The 14,586-nt window shown below is 71.0% G+C and carries 14 protein-coding genes and 1 tRNA gene; 10 read left to right on the top strand and 5 right to left on the bottom strand.

Annotated features, from left to right (window positions below; translation table 11 throughout):
- Positions 1-9: 9 nt before the first annotated feature.
- Entirely contained in the window at positions 10-618 is a 609-nt protein-coding gene (locus G3I71_RS11035) for a 5-formyltetrahydrofolate cyclo-ligase (RefSeq protein WP_164313809.1), read from the bottom strand.
- Between the two features lie 109 nt (positions 619-727).
- Between G3I71_RS11035 and galU the strand changes: the two genes are divergently transcribed.
- The 7 genes from galU to G3I71_RS11000 all read left to right on the top strand — a co-directional run bounded on the left by galU (position 728) and on the right by G3I71_RS11000 (position 6,341).
- Positions 728-1,630 (top strand): UTP--glucose-1-phosphate uridylyltransferase GalU, encoded by a 903-nt coding sequence (gene galU, locus G3I71_RS11030; protein ID WP_164313808.1) that lies wholly within the window; start codon positions 728-730, stop codon positions 1,628-1,630.
- A 5-nt stretch (positions 1,631-1,635) separates the two neighbouring features.
- The gene (gene glp, locus G3I71_RS11025; RefSeq protein WP_164313807.1) at positions 1,636-2,958 is read left to right on the top strand and encodes a gephyrin-like molybdotransferase Glp; all 1,323 of its coding nucleotides are present in this window, start codon (positions 1,636-1,638) and stop codon (positions 2,956-2,958) included.
- 82 nt (positions 2,959-3,040) lie between these two features.
- Positions 3,041-3,523, top strand: coding sequence for a cyclic pyranopterin monophosphate synthase MoaC (gene moaC / locus G3I71_RS11020; protein WP_164313806.1), 483 nt, complete (start codon positions 3,041-3,043; stop codon positions 3,521-3,523).
- Positions 3,520-4,068: a molybdenum cofactor biosynthesis protein B gene (locus tag G3I71_RS11015; RefSeq protein ID WP_164313805.1), complete on the top strand. Its 549-nt coding sequence runs from the start codon at positions 3,520-3,522 to the stop codon at positions 4,066-4,068. The genes moaC and G3I71_RS11015 overlap by 4 nt, the downstream gene beginning before the upstream one ends.
- A gap of 26 nt (positions 4,069-4,094) precedes the next feature.
- A complete protein-coding gene (locus G3I71_RS11010; RefSeq protein ID WP_164313804.1) occupies positions 4,095-4,700 on the top strand; it encodes a GNAT family N-acetyltransferase in 606 nt (201 codons plus the stop codon).
- Positions 4,701-4,899: 199 nt separating this feature from the next.
- Positions 4,900-6,162 carry a gephyrin-like molybdotransferase receptor GlpR gene (glpR, locus tag G3I71_RS11005; RefSeq protein WP_164313803.1) on the top strand — a complete coding sequence of 421 codons (1,263 nt, stop codon included), beginning with the start codon at positions 4,900-4,902 and terminating at the stop codon, positions 6,160-6,162.
- Positions 6,163-6,267: 105 nt separating this feature from the next.
- Positions 6,268-6,341, top strand: a tRNA-Ala gene (locus G3I71_RS11000).
- Positions 6,342-7,083: 742 nt separating this feature from the next.
- Here G3I71_RS11000 and G3I71_RS10995 read toward each other — a convergent pair.
- On the bottom strand, positions 7,084-9,561 hold the full coding sequence (locus G3I71_RS10995; protein ID WP_164313802.1) for an FtsX-like permease family protein: 2,478 nt from the start codon (positions 9,559-9,561) through the stop codon (positions 7,084-7,086).
- Positions 9,558-10,346 carry an ABC transporter ATP-binding protein gene (locus G3I71_RS10990; protein ID WP_164313801.1) on the bottom strand — a complete coding sequence of 263 codons (789 nt, stop codon included), beginning with the start codon at positions 10,344-10,346 and terminating at the stop codon, positions 9,558-9,560. The genes G3I71_RS10995 and G3I71_RS10990 overlap by 4 nt, the downstream gene beginning before the upstream one ends.
- Positions 10,347-10,480: 134 nt before the next feature.
- On the opposite strand from G3I71_RS10990, the gene G3I71_RS10985 reads away from it, so the two are divergent.
- Positions 10,481-11,815, top strand: coding sequence for a sensor histidine kinase (locus G3I71_RS10985; protein ID WP_239149080.1), 1,335 nt, complete (start codon positions 10,481-10,483; stop codon positions 11,813-11,815).
- Between the two features lie 17 nt (positions 11,816-11,832).
- Positions 11,833-12,447, top strand: coding sequence for a response regulator transcription factor (locus G3I71_RS10980; RefSeq protein ID WP_343242916.1), 615 nt, complete (start codon positions 11,833-11,835; stop codon positions 12,445-12,447).
- A gap of 38 nt (positions 12,448-12,485) precedes the next feature.
- Here G3I71_RS10980 and G3I71_RS10975 read toward each other — a convergent pair whose 3' ends face one another.
- Positions 12,486-12,971, bottom strand: a complete 486-nt coding sequence (locus tag G3I71_RS10975; protein WP_164313800.1) for a GNAT family N-acetyltransferase — start codon at positions 12,969-12,971, stop codon at positions 12,486-12,488.
- A 68-nt stretch (positions 12,972-13,039) separates the two neighbouring features.
- On the opposite strand from G3I71_RS10975, the gene G3I71_RS10970 reads away from it, so the two are divergent.
- Entirely contained in the window at positions 13,040-13,843 is an 804-nt protein-coding gene (locus tag G3I71_RS10970) for an exodeoxyribonuclease III (RefSeq protein WP_343242915.1), read from the top strand.
- Between the two features lie 35 nt (positions 13,844-13,878).
- Here the strand turns inward: G3I71_RS10970 and G3I71_RS10965 are convergent, their stop codons facing one another.
- Positions 13,879-14,499 carry a MerR family transcriptional regulator gene (locus G3I71_RS10965; protein ID WP_164313993.1) on the bottom strand — a complete coding sequence of 207 codons (621 nt, stop codon included), beginning with the start codon at positions 14,497-14,499 and terminating at the stop codon, positions 13,879-13,881.
- Positions 14,500-14,586 lie beyond the last annotated feature (87 nt).

Below are 14,586 nucleotides of genomic sequence, written 5' to 3'. Positions count from 1 at the left end.
CGTTCCGCTTCAGGAGGGGCCGGGGAAGCGGCGTACTCCCGACGGAGTGACCACGGCGTGCACCGGACGGTCGTGCGGCTCGGCCGGGACCCGGGCGGTGACCTCGGAGTCGTACAGCAGCACCACCAGGGCAGGATCGGCGCCCGAGCGCTCCAGCCGGGCCAGCACGCGGTCGTACGAGCCTCCGCCTCGCCCCAGGCGCAGCCCGAGGCCGTCCACGGCCAGGCCGGGCAGCAGGACGGCGTCGGCGCCCGTCACGGCGTCCGCTCCGAGGCGGTCGCCGGCCGGCTCCAGGAGGGCCATCCGGCCGCCGTGCCGCACCTCCACCAGGGACCCCTCCCCGGCGTACGTGCCCCAGTCGAGGTCGTTGTCCGGGAGGAGGACCGGCAGCAGGACCTGTACCCCGCGCGCGTGGAGGGCGTCGAGCAGCGCCCGGGTGCCGGGTTCGGTGCCGACGGAGACGTACGCGGCCACCACGCGCGCGTGCGCGAGCTCGGGCAGGCCGAGCGCGCGGGAGGCCAGGGCGGCCCCCGCCGCCTCGACGTCGACGGCCGTCAACCCGCTTCTCACCGCGAGGAGGTCCCGTCGCAACGTTCGCTTGTCAGGCTCTGCCCCCATGGCTCTCCCACTATCGCGGCCAGTGTTCTCATGTGCTTCATATGTAGATATGAGTGTTAGTTAATCGGTGCCACGGAATCGGCACAAAGGCTGCGGATAAGGTTGCCGCATGACTGAGTCGCACCCCAGGATCAGCAAGGCTGTCATCCCCGCAGCAGGCCTCGGCACCCGGTTCCTGCCGGCCACCAAGGCCACTCCCAAGGAGATGCTGCCGGTCGTCGACAAGCCCGCGATCCAGTACGTGGTCGAGGAGGCCGCGTCCGCGGGCCTCGACGACGTCCTCATGATCACGGGACGCAACAAGCGCCCCCTCGAGGACCACTTCGACCGCAACTACGAGCTGGAGTCCGCCCTTCAGAAGAAGGGCGACGCCGCGCGACTCGCCAAGGTCCAGGAGTCCAGCGACCTCGCGACCATGCACTACGTCCGCCAGGGCGACCCCAAGGGCCTCGGCCACGCCGTCCTGTGCGCGGCCCCGCACGTCGGCCACGAGCCCTTCGCCGTCCTCCTCGGCGACGACCTCATCGACCCCCGCGACCCTCTGCTCAAGCGCATGATCGAGGTCCAGGAGCAACACGGCGGCAGCGTGATCGCCCTCATGGAGGTCGCCCCCGAGCAGATCCACATGTACGGCTGCGCGGCCGTCGAGACCACCGCCGACGGCGACGTCGTCAAGGTCACCGGCCTGGTCGAGAAGCCGGACGCCGCGGACGCCCCCTCGAACTACGCGGTCATCGGCCGTTACGTCCTCGACCCGCACATCTTCGGCATACTCCGCGAGACCGAGCCCGGCCGCGGCGGCGAGATCCAGCTCACCGACGCCCTCCAGCAGCTCGCCCAGGACGAGAAGGTCGGCGGCCCCGTGCACGGCGTGGTCTTCAAGGGTCGCCGCTATGACACCGGGGACCGCGGCGACTACCTGCGTGCCATTGTCAGACTCGCATGCGAACGTGAGGACCTGGGCCCGGACTTCCGGACCTGGCTTCGCAGTTACGTAGCCGAGGAGATGTAGCAACGTTGAGCAGCGCCGCGCCCCGCACCGCCGGCCAGGACCACCTGTGGTCGGTGGACGAGCACCTGGAGGACATCCTCGCGACCGTCCGCCCCCTCGAACCCATCGAGCTGCAACTCCTCGACGCCCAGGGCTGCGTCCTGGTCGAGGACGTCACGGTGCAGATCTCCCTGCCGCCGTTCGACAACAGCTCCATGGACGGGTACGCGGTCCGGGTCGCCGATGTCGCGGGCGCGAGCGAGGAGTACCCGGCCGCCCTGACGGTGATCGGGGACGTCGCGGCCGGCCAGGACGGACTGCTCCACGTGGGTCCCGGCCAGGCCGCCCGCATCATGACCGGCGCCCCGCTGCCGCCCGGCGCCGAGACCGTCGTCCCCGTGGAGTGGACCGACGGCGGCCTCGGTGAGGGCCCCGTCACCGGGATGCGTGCCCGCAGCACCGACCCCGACGGTGCCTACGGCCAGGTGCGCGTGCACCGCCCGGCACCGGCACGCGCGCACGTGCGCGCACAGGGCAGCGACGTCCGGGCCGGCGACCGCGCCCTCGCGGAGGGCACCGTCCTCGGCCCGCCGCAGATCGCCCTCCTCGCCGCGATCGGCCGCGGCACCGTACGTGTACGCCCGCGCCCGCGCGTGGTCGTCATGTCGACCGGCAGCGAGCTGATCCAGCCCGACCAGAAGCTCGCGCACGGCCAGATCTACGACTCCAACAGCTTCGCCCTCACCGCCGCCGCCCGGGACGCCGGGGCGATCGCCTACCGCGTGGGTGCGGTCGCCGACGACGCCGAGACCCTCCGCTCCGCCATCGAGGACCAGCTCGTCCGCGCCGACCTCGTCGTCACCACCGGAGGCGTCAGCGTGGGCGCGTACGACGTGGTCAAGGAGGCCCTCGCGCATGTCGCCGACGAGGACGAACCCGGCGCCGGCGTCGACTTCCGCAAGCTCGCCATGCAGCCCGGCAAGCCCCAGGGCTTCGGCACCGTCGGCCCCGACCACACCCCGCTGCTCGCCCTGCCGGGCAACCCGGTGTCGTCGTACGTCTCCTTCGAACTGTTCGTGCGGCCCGCGATCCGTGCCCTGATGGGGGTGACGGACATCCACCGGCCCACGACCAAAGCGGTCCTGGTGACGGACAAGGCGCTGACCTCGCCGGCCGGGCGCCGCCAGTTCCTGCGCGGCACGTACGCGGACGGCCGGGTGACGCCGGTCGGCGGCGCCGGATCGCACCTGATCGCTGCCCTGGCCCACGCCGACGCGCTGATCGTCGTACCCGAGGAGCAGGAGTCCGTGGAGCCCGGCGCCGAGGTAGAGGTCGTCCTGCTCGGCTGACCGGTGGGCGCGGGCGGCTGAAGGGCGCCGGTTGGGAGTACCGTGTCGCGCACAACAGGCCCGACCGGGAGCGCCGCAGCACATGAGCACGCAGGACGACCGACTGACGCACATCGACGAGGCGGGCGCCGCCCGCATGGTCGACGTATCCGCCAAGGACGTGACCGCGCGCACCGCCCGCGCCAGCGGTCGTGTCCTTGTCTCGCCGCGCGTGATCGAACTGCTGCGCGGGGAAGGGGTCCCCAAGGGGGACGCCCTGGCCACCGCGCGGATCGCGGGCATCATGGGCGCCAAGCGGACCCCGGACCTCATCCCGCTCTGCCACCCGTTGTCGGTGTCGGGCGTGAAACTGGATCTGTCGGTCGCGGACGACGCCGTCGAGATCCTGGCCACCGTGAGGACGACGGACCGCACGGGCGTCGAGATGGAGGCCCTCACCGCGGTCTCGATCGCCGCGCTGACCGTGATCGACATGGTCAAGGCGGTCGACAAGGGGGCGGTCATCACGGACGTCCGGGTGGAGGAGAAAACCGGCGGGAAGTCGGGCGACTGGAGTCGGGCATGACATCGACGCTGCCTACCGGGTTCGGGGATCCGCTGCTCACGCCCTACTCCGCCTTGGTCGTGACCGCCTCCAACCGCGCGGCGGCGGGCGTCTACGAGGACAAGGGCGGCCCCCTGATCGCGGCCGGGCTGGAGAAGTTCGGCTTCGCCGTCGACGGACCGTGGGTCGTGCCCGACGGAGACCCGGTGGAAAACGCCCTGCGGGCCGGTGTCGAGGCCGGGTACGACGTCATCGTCACCACCGGAGGCACCGGCGTATCGCCCACCGACCGAACCCCGGAGGCGACCCGCGCGGTGCTCGACCAGGAGGTGCCCGGCATCGCCGAGGCCATCCGGGCGTTCGGCCGCGAGAAGGTGCCGACGTCGGCGCTGTCGCGCGGCCTCGCCGGCGTCGCGGCCGGGACACTGATCGTCAATCTGCCGGGATCCACCGGCGGGGTGAAGGACGGACTGGCCGTCCTGGAGCCCTTGTTGAAACACGCCGTCGACCAGATCCGGGGCGGCGATCACCCCAGACCCGGGGCCAGCAGTGGGGGTGCGAGCTGAACAGCCCGTCCTGGCCGGTCGAGCTGGTGGACGGCGATGTCGTCCTCCGGCCCGTCAGGCTGCGCGACCAGCGGATCTGGCGCGAGATCAACCGGCGCAACCGGGACTGGCTGCGGCCCTGGGAGGCGACGATCCCGCCGCCGACGCCCAGCGGCCCGATCGCCCACCGGCCGACCTACCGTCAGATGATCCGCCATCTGCGCGCGGAGGCGAACGCGGGCCGGATGCTGCCCTTCGCCATTGAGTACCAGGGGCAGTTGGTAGGCCAGTTGACGGTCGCCGGCATCACCTGGGGCTCGATGTGTTCGGGACACGTCGGCTACTGGGTGGACGAGGCGGTGGCAGGCCGGGGCGTCATGCCGACGGCGGTCGCCATGGCGGTCGACCACTGTTTCCGTACGGTCGGACTGCACCGCGTCGAAGTCTGCATTCGCCCGGAGAACGGGCCCAGCCGCCGGGTCGTGGAGAAACTCGGATTCCGCGACGAGGGGCTCAGGCCCCGCTATCTCCACATCGACGGGGCCTGGCGCGACCATCTCGTCTTCGCGCTGACAGCGGAAGAGGTACCGGAAGGGCTGCTCAGCCGCTGGCAGCGGGCACGCTCCCGGAACACGCCACGGAATCCGGCGTAAATTGAATAAGTGTTCGAAAGTGATCGGTGGATGACTGAGTGGCGACCGAGTGGCGATCGACTTGGGGTGCCAAATTCGCGCCCTCGATGACCCGCTGATCGCATCGATCACAAAAAAAGCTCGAAATATCAGCCAGATCGTGCGACACACCGGCTCAATTGGCAGATGGCCTCACACAAACCCCTCTACCGTGTGAGGCGTGAGCAGCAGCGGCCTCATCTACGCAGTCATTGTCGGGGCCTGGGCCGCCTACTTGGTGCCGATGTGGCTCCGTAGGCAGGACGAGCTGAACGAAGCTCGTCCGACGGAACGCTTCAGCACCGCCATCCGGCTCCTGTCCGGACGGGCGGGCATGGAGCGCCGGTACGCCAAGGACCTGCGGGCGCGCTCCACCGACGAGGGGGAGCACAGCGCCGGAGACCCGGAGGGTGTCACCGACTCGGTGGACGTCCGGGCCTTCGCCGCGCCCCCGACCCGCCCCAAGGCGAAGGTCCAGGTACAGGCACAGGAACAGGCGCACCAGGAGCAGTCGCCGGCCCAGGCGCACGAACAGCCGAGGGCGCCGAAGCGGGAGCAGCACGCACAGGCGTCCGCTCCGGCTCCGGTCAGGGAACGGGAGCGTGCGCGCGTACCGGCGGCTCGTCGGAGCGCGAGCGCATCGGCAGAAGCCGCCGCGCGCGCCCGGCGCTCGAAGGTGCTCGCGCGCCGACGGCGTACGACGGTGATGTTGTTCTTCGCCTTCACGCTCGGCACGATCGTCGCGGCGGTCGGCGGACTCGCCCTCCTCTGGGCCCCCGCAGTCCCGGCGGCCCTGCTGAGCGGATACATCGCCTATCTGCGTACGCAGGAACGGCGCCGTTTCACCTACCAGATGGACCGGCGCCAGGCCGAGCTCGCCGCGCAGCGACTGCGCGAGCGCCAGCCCCGGCGGCGGCCGTCCACCGACCCCGGGGGCGAAGAGCAGGACGAGCACCCGGAGCCGGTGACCGACCCCGGCCTGTCCGCGCTCGCCGCCGACAGGCGTGCGCTCGTCGAGCAGACCGACCACGCGGAGTGGGTCGACCAGCAGCGCGAACGCCAGCGCCGCCCCGGCCACGGCGACAGCTGGGACCCGGTCCCGGTACCGCTGCCGACGTACGTGACCGCACCGGTCGCCCCCCGCGCCACGTCCGAGGTGGACCTCGGTGCACCGGACGCCTGGAGCTCGGCGCGCTCCAGCACGGTGGGCCGCGAGTCGGAGTCGTCGGCGGACGAGCCGTCGACGACGGGGGACGCGACGGAGGCGGAGCGGCCTGACCTGTCGGAGGGGCCGGAGTCCGACTCGGAGCTGGACCTGGAGGACTCGGACGGTCGTACCGACGCACGTCGCGCGGCCTCCGCCCGGCGGGCCCGGGAACGGGGCCGTACGCCGCTGTTCGACCAGTACGAGGACGGCGAGCGGCCTCGCGCGGCGAACGAGTAGTGAGCGGTACCAGCAGGTGGGAGAGCATGCGGCGGCCTCGGTCGACCGGCGCGGAACGGATTTCCGAGCACCCGGACCGGGATGCTAGAGTTTCACTCGTTGCAAGGGCCTGTGGCGCAGTCTGGTAGCGCACCTCGTTCGCATCGAGGGGGTCTGGGGTTCAAATCCCCACAGGTCCACCGCAGCTCAGAGCCCCAGTCGGAGAGATCCGGCTGGGGCTTTTTTTGGCGTCGTACGGCAGCGAAGTGCAGCGACTGCTACTTCCGATCTTGCTGCTCAAGGCGCGTGCCCAGCTTGCGCAGCGCTCGGTGAGTCGCCTCCGAGGGGACACAGCGGTGACTCACGGGGAACCTCGGGCAGAGGGCAGAGGGCAGAGGGCAGAGGGCGGAGGGTCCTCAGGTCAACGTCTCGTCAGTCAGGAGCCGTCCGATACGGCATCTTCCGAGCTGGTGCTCTACGGCGGCGCCTGGCCATTGCCCAAAGCCGTTCCGCCGTGAAGTAGCCTTCCCGCGACAGGGGTGCCATGTCCGCGTGGATCATGTTGGGTTCCGGCTGCTTTCTCGTAGTGCTGGGCGTGTTGACCTTGACCGGGCGGGGAGCTGCGGCGTACACGCGGCCGCCCAGGGCTGGTTGGGGTTGGATAGCGGTAGGCGTCGGCTTCGTCTTGGACGGAGGACCCAAACTCCTCGGTTTCTCTGCCGGCGTGGCGCTGGTTCTTTCCACGGTGGCTCTGGGGCTCGTCGTCCTTGGTGGGGTGCTTCAGGTTCGGAGTGGAGCGTTCGCCAAGGCCCGGCTGCCCCGTGTGCCCGGGCCGGAGGAACCTCGACCATGAGAGGTCACACACGACTTGAAGCCCCGGCGGGTTCTTGAGTTCTGGCTTGAGTTCCAGCGGTCGTCCGGGCTTCGACATGTTCGGGGCTGTCATTCCCGGATTCCCGCCAGGTCCACCGGCCTTCGCCGCAGTGACAGCGCCGCCGGGGCCAGGGCCGAGGCCACAGCCAGTGCCGCGCAGGCCATTGTCGTCGTGGCGAGTGCCGGCCACGGGAGTTCGAGCGAGGTCCGTACGGACAGGACGCGGAGCGCGCTCCACATGCCCAGCAGGTTCAGCGCGGCGACCAGCAGGCCGAGGACCGCGCCCACCGTCACCATCAGGAGCGCCTCCGCACCGACCACTCCCAGTACCTGCCTGCGGGTCGCGCCGGCCAGGCGCAGTGCGGCCAGTTCGCGGGCTCGGTCGGAGGTTGCCATGGTCATGGTGCTGGCGAGGGAGATGCCCGTGTAGGCGAGGGCGATGCCGAGCACCAGGAAGAGGCCGACGCGGGTTGCGGGGTTGGCGGCGGAGGGCGGGGAACTGGCGCTCATCCATTGGGGGTTGGTGAGCAGCCGGCCGCCCGTTCCCTTGAGGGCCCTGCGCAGGTTCGCTGTCGTCGACGGTGTGTCCGCGTCGGCCGCCAGGGTCACGTCCAGCCGGTCGGGCCGTGCTCCCCGGGCGTTGGCAGGGGTGACGTACGCGCCGTTGTCTCCCGTACCGGTGGCCATGGTCGCGGCGATCCGCAGTGACCGCTTCGTGCCGTCGCCCAGCCACACCGTCACCCGCTCGCCCACCGTGTGCCGTTCCCACTCCTCGTTGACGATGATCGAGTCGTCGTCGAGGTCGGTCACCCGGCCCGAGGTCACCGGCAGGTCGGCCGTCGCGGAGAGGGGTACCGGATCGGCCGTGCGGGCCTCGGACTTGACGAGGGCCACGCCCTCCTCCAGGACGTACACGGCGGTCGGCGCGGTCGCGGAGACCTCGGCCACTCCGGGCAGGGTGCGAAGACGGGTCGCCAGTTGTGTGTCGAAGGCCGCGCCAGGGGGTGCGGTGGCGACGAGGTCGGCTGTCGTCGCGTGGCGCAGCTCGGTCGCCCTCGCCCCGGTGAGAGTCGCGGTGGCGCCCAGGAGGGAGCCCGTGAGGGCCACGGTGACCAGGACGGGGGCCGCGATCGCGGCGGTGCGGCGGACGTTCGCGGTGGTGTTCGCGCGGGCCAGCAGCACTGTGGCGCCCGGGAGTCGGGCCAGCGGCCGGGTGAGGAGGCTGATCAGGGGCCGGATCAGGACCGGTGCGAGGAGTGCGGTCGCGGTGATCAGGAGCAGGGGGCGGCTGGTGTACGTCTTGCGGTGCAGCAGATCGCCGGGGTCCGTGAACAGGGAGATGGCGAGGGTCAGTACGGCTGTGAGCAGAAGGGCCGCGCCGATCAGGAGGCGGGTGCGGGGCAGCGGGCGGGTGTGCGGCGCGGCCTCTCGCAGCGCTTCCGTCGGGGCGATGCGGCCCGCGCGCCACGACGCGCTCACCACACCGCACAGAGCCACCAACAGCCCTGTCCAGAAGGCCAGATGGTACGGCCACACCTGATCGCCGAGCACGAACCAGCGCGGTGCGACACCGGCCTTGACCGTCCACTCGACGAGACGCGGCGCACCGTACGCGCCGAGTGCGCAGCCGGTGGCCGAGGCGAGGACACCGACGGCCAGGGCCTCCGCGAGGACCATGCGGCGGAGCTGTCCCGGAGTCGCTCCGGCGGTGCGCAACAGGCCGAACTCACGTTGCCGTTGGGCCACCGTGAATGCGAACGTCGACGCCACGACGAACACCGACACGAAGCCGGTGACCCCGCCCGCCGTGCCGAACAAGGCGTTCAGGGCGGTGAGCGCTTCCCTGTCCCGGCCGGGGTCCGCGTCGGCGAGGCGTCGGGCGCCGCCGGTCAGGACCGTGACGCCGTCGACCCCGCGCACTGCCTCCCGTACGGCCGTCACGTCATCGGTGTCCACCACCAACTGGGCGCTGTACGGGGCGAGTTCGGCGGCCCGGGCGTCCGTCAGGAACATGGCGTCCTCGAAGCCGGGCGCAGTGCCCGGGGGGCTGACCGTGCCGACGATCCGTACCGTGCCGTAGGCGGTGGGCACACGGTCGCCGGGTTTCGCCCAGTCGCCGGTCACGACCGCCTCCCCGGCGGTTCTCGGGGGCCGGCCTTCGGTGAGTGTGTACGGGGCGAAGGCGGCGGTCGACCAGGGGTGGGCCAGCAGGTCGTCGGGGGCGGTGCTCGTGTCTGCTCGTACGGCGAATGCTCTGTCCTCAACGACCCTTCCCAAGATGCGTAGTTGAGCGATGACTTCCTTCGGTACGGGTCGTGGATGGGCGAGTTGCTGTGTCTTGGGGCCGTTCGGGGTCCGTACGCGGAGGGTGTCCGCGCCTCGTACGACCAGCGGTGCGGCGGCGAACCGTTCGGGGCCGCGGGCGGGGGCGTCCAGGGTGGCGGCCAGGGCCAGGCCCATGACGGCGATCAGGGCGACGCCGAGGGAGAGCGCGACGAAGCTGCCGGTGAAAGCCGTCCAGCGAGTACGGAGGGTGGTCGTCGTCATCGGCATGGGGCTGTCTCCGGGCGGGCGGTCTCCGGACGAGTGGCCTGCGCGGACTCCAGGGTCGCCATGCGGGCGGCGACGGTCTGTGCCGACGGGGCCGTCATCTCGTCGTGCAGCCTGCCGTCGACGAGGAGGACCACACGGTCCGCGTACGACGCCGCAACCGGGTCGTGCGTGACCATGACGACCGTACGGCCGTCCGCGTCGACCATCGCGCGCAGCAGCCGGAGTACCTCGTGGCCCGACCGGGAGTCCAGAGCGCCGGTCGGCTCGTCGGCGAACAGGACCTCGGGACGGGTGATCAACGCGCGGGCCAGGGCCACTCGTTGCTGCTGTCCGCCGGACAGTTCCGGTGGGCGGTGACAGGCCCGGTCGGCGAGGCCCACCTGCGTCAGAACTTGTCGTACCTGCGACTTGGCGGGGCGGCGGCGGGCCAGACGAAGAGGGAGAGCCACGTTCTGCTCGGCGGTCAGGGAAGGGATCAGGTTGAAGGCCTGGAAGACGAAGCCGACGCGGTCGCGCCGCAGCAGGGTCAACTTCCGTTCGTTCAGGGAGGTCAGCTCGGTGCCGCCCAACGTGACCGAGCCGGACGTGGGACGGTCCAGCCCCGCCGCGCACTGCAGCAGCGTCGACTTGCCCGAGCCGGACGGGCCCATGACGGCGGTGAAGGTTCCCTGGGGGAAGGCGAGGGTGATCGAGTCGAGGGCTGTCACCGCACTCCCGGCCCTTCCGCCGGTGCCGAACTTCCTTGTGACGGAGCGGAGTTGAATCGCGTCGCTGTTCATGGGCTCAAGGCAACCGTGCGTGGTGCGCCGAAGCAGTGCGGCAGGGGCGAGAGTTGGGGTAGGGCCAGGCATACCCTCGATTCGCCGGCTGGACCGATGGTCCCCGCGGGCGGCTGCCTCCTACCGTGATCCCTATGCATCCGAGGAACGTGTGGCAGGCCATGACCCGGCCGGGCTATCTGTTGTCGTGGTGGCCCTGGCGGTCGGCCGGCTATCTCGTCAGCGGTGTGGCGACCGGCTTCCTCGTCCTCGTCTCGGTCGTGCTCCTGGCGGTGGTCGGCGGAGTCCTCGCCGTCGTGCTCGTGGGGCTGCCGCTGCTGGTCGCCCTCACCCTGGCCGGGCTTCCCGTGGCCCGCGTCGAGCGGCTCAGGCTGCGGCTGGTCGATCAGGAACTGGTGCCCGATCCGCACCGGGAGCCGGTCGTGCCCGGTCTGCGGCCCTGGCTGACGGTCCGGCTGCGGGAGGCGGCGACCTGGCGGGAGTTCGGGTACATGCTGCTGTTCGTGGGCCTGCTGTGGCCCGTGGATGCCCTGGTCGTCGCCGCCGCGCTGTTCGTTCCGGCGTCCTTGATGGCAACTCCCTTACTGCTGGCCACCGTTGGCAACGGGCAGGAGGTGAAGGTGCTCAAGCAGTGGACGGTCACCGACTGGCCGACCGCCTTCGGCTGCTCGGTCGGCGGGCTGGTTCTGCTGGCCCTGGGCGCATACGCGGTCGGGGTCGCCGCCGGTGCGCGAGCCGGGCTGACGCGGCTGCTGATCGCCGCCAGGGACGTCGAGTTGGGGCAGCGGGTCGTCGAACTCGCCCGGTCCCGGGTCCGGTTGGTGGACGCCTTCGAGGCGGAGCGGCGGCGGATCGAGCGTGATCTGCACGACGGGGCCCAACAGCGCCTGGTAGCACTGTCAGTGACACTCGGGCTGGCCCGACTGGACGCACCGCCTGGGCCGCTCGCCGAGCAACTGGCCAAGGCGCAGAGGGAGGCGGGGCGCGCGCTGGAGGAACTGCGCGAGCTGATCCACGGGATCCATCCCCAGGTCCTGGCCGACTACGGGCTCCAGGCGGCAATGGCCGACGCGGCCGACCGTACGGCGGTGCCCGTGGACGTCACCTTCGACCTGCCCGGCCGCCTTCTCCCAGCGGTGGAGTCCGCCGCGTACTTCGTGGTCTGCGAGGCGCTCGCCAACGTCGACCGGCACAGCAGGGCCGGCCGGGCCGAGGTCGGCGGCGGACACCGTGACGGACGGCTGTTCGTCACCGTGCGGGACGACGGGCGGGGCGGCGCGGACGCCGGGGGCGGCAGCGGGCTCACCGGGCTCGCGGACCGGGTGTCAGTGCTCGATGGCAGACTTTCCCTGTCCAGCCCGCCGGGCGGACCGACGTTGCTGCGGGTGGAGATTCCTTGCCAGTTGAGCCAGTTGAGCCAGTTGAGCCAGTTGAGCCGGTCGACGGATCGCGCCCATCGCTCCGCATAGTCCTCGCCGAGGACAGCGTGCTGCTGCGGGAGGGGCTGATCGGGCTGCTCACCCGGGTCGGCCACGAGGTCGTGGCAGCCGTCGGGGACGCGGATGCGCTGCTCACGGCGGTCGCCGAGCAGGAACCGGACATCGTGGTGACGGACGTACGCATGCCGCCCGGTTTCCAGGACGAAGGGCTGCACGCGGCGGTGAAGCTGCGCGAGGCGCGGCCGGGGCTGCCCGTGCTGGTCCTCAGCCAGTACGTCCAGCGGGCCTACGCAGCCGAACTGCTCGACTCCGGCGACGGCACGGGCGTCGGCTATCTGCTCAAGGACCGGATCGGGCAGGTCGAGGAGTTCGTCGACGCGCTGCGACGCGTCGCGGACGGCGGCACGGTCGTCGACCCCGAGGTCGTACGGCAGTTGCTGCGCCGGCGTCGCGACCCGCTGGAGCGGCTGACCCCGCGTGAGCGCGAGGTGCTGGCGCTGATGGCGGAGGGCCGGTCCAACGGTTCGATAGCCCGTGAGCTGGTCGTCTCCGAGGCGGCTGTCGGCAAGCACGTCGGCGGCATTCTCGCCAAGCTGGACCTGCCTCCGGCGGACGAGACACATCGCCGGGTGCTGGCGGTGCTGGCGTTTCTGCGGGCGTGAGCAACCGGTTCCCTGTTGGGATATCGGGAAACCGGGTCCTACAGGCTCTTGGCGAAGCAGCGGCTGGCCTCGTAGTGGCGGTAGTAGCCGAACTTCGCGGAGGGTTCGTAGCCGCTTGAGGTGTACAGGGCGATGGCCTCCGGCTGCCTGTCGCCCGTCTCCAGGACCATACGGGTGCGGCCGGCGGCGCGGGCGTCCTCCTCCAGGGCGGCGAGTATGCGGCGGGCCAGGCCGAGTCCGCGCGCCTCCGCGACGACGTACATCCGCTTCAGCTCGGCGTCGCCGGTCAGATACCCTTCGTCGTTCGCGTTGTCGTCGTCGTGGCCGCGCCAGCCGCCAGTGGCGACGGGGCGGCCCTGCTCGTCGTACGCGATCAGGTACAGGCCGGACGGCGGGTCGAACATCGCCGGGTCGAGGTGGGTGGCGTCGCCCTCGTCCTCGTAGCGGGCGGCGTACTCGGCCTGGACCTGGTCGTTGAGCTTGACGGCGTCGGGGTGGTCGAAGGAGACCCGGCGGATATTCATTCCATACACGGTACATGTATGCATGTCCTTGCCGCCAGATGTTTGCGTTCTGCCGGTATCGTGCCCGCGTGCTGACTGTGACCTCTGTGAATGTGAACGGACTCCGCGCCGCCGCGAAGAAGGGCTTCGTGGAGTGGCTCGCCGGAACCTCCGCCGACGTGCTGTGCCTCCAGGAGGTGCGCGCCGAACCGCAGCAGCTGCCGGAGGAGGTCCGCGCGCCCGAGGGCTGGTACGTCACGCACGCGCCCGCCGCCGCCAAGGGCCGCGCCGGCGTCTCCCTCTACACCCGCCGCGAGCCCGACCGCGTCCAGATCGGCTTCGGCTCCGCCGAGTTCGACGGCAGCGGCCGGTACGTCGAGGCCGACCTGCCCGGCGTCACCGTCGCCAGCCTGTATCTGCCGTCCGGCGAGGTGGGTACCACGCGGCAGGACGAGAAGATCCGCTTCATGGGTGAATTCCTCGCCTATCTCAAGGGCCTGCGGGAGCGGGCCGCCGCCGACGGGCGCGAGGTCGTCGTCTGTGGCGACTGGAACATCGCCCACCAGCCCGCCGACCTCAAGAACTGGCGCGCCAACCAGAAGAGTTCAGGGTTCCTGCCGGAGGAGCGGGAGTGGCTCGGGCGAGTGCTCGACGAGGGGGACGGGGGGTTCGTTGATGTGGTGCGGGCGCTGCATCCGGAGGTCGAGGGGCCGTACTCGTGGTGGTCTTACCGGGGGCGGGCGTTCGATAACGATTCAGGTTGGAGAATTGACTACGAGATCTCGACGCCGGGGCTCGCCGCCAAGGCGGTCAAGGGGTACGTCGAACGCGCGGCGACGCATGAGGAGCGCTGGTCGGACCACGCGCCTGTCACAGTCGTCTACGACCTCTGAGTCGCCGCACATCAGAATTCAGGGCCTCAGGAGCTTCAGGTGTCCTGGCGCATCCGGCGGTCCAGCGCCAGTGACAGTTCCGCCTCCACCACCCGTTGTGCCAGTGGTCGCAGGCGTGCCGGGTCCGCTTGTGGGGCGTGGGTGAGGATCACGTTCGTGAAGATCTCGGCCAGTGCGTCCGCGTGGTCGCGTACCCGTTTGCCCGCCGCCAGGACGGCTGAGAGTGGGATGCCCTCCTGGACCAGCGCCGACGAGGCGTCCAGGAGGCTGCGGCTGATGTGGACGATCTGTTCGCCGTCGGTGCCCAGGTAGCCGAGGTCCAGCGAGGCCGCGAGGTTCTCGGGGGTGGCGTCCGGGCCGAAGCGGTCGGCGAGTTCCTCGGGGGTGAGGCGGACCGGGGTCTCCTCGGTGGGGGCGCCGAGGCCGAGCAGGTCGGCGACGTCGCGGCCGTTGTCGAAGGCCTCGGCGAGTTCCGCGATGCCGTTGAGGGTGTGCCCGCGTTCCAGCAGTGCCGAGATCGTGCGCAGGCGGGCCAGGTGGTGGCCGTCGTACCAGGCGATGCGGCCCTCGCGGCGGGGTGGCGGGATCAGTTTGCGTTCGCGATAGAAGCGCAGGGTGCGGACGGTGATGCCGGCCAGCCCGGCCAGCTCCTCCATCCGGTACTCACGCTGTTCGGCGTTCTCTGCGTCTGCCACGTCGGAACCCTAAGTCGTACCGGCGGTAACTTTCCTTGCTTCGGACCC

The sequence above is a fragment of the Streptomyces sp. SID12501 genome (assembly GCF_010550245.1).
Classification (GTDB): Bacteria; Actinomycetota; Actinomycetes; order Streptomycetales; family Streptomycetaceae; genus Streptomyces.
This window is presented reverse-complemented; position numbering and strand designations above follow the sequence as displayed.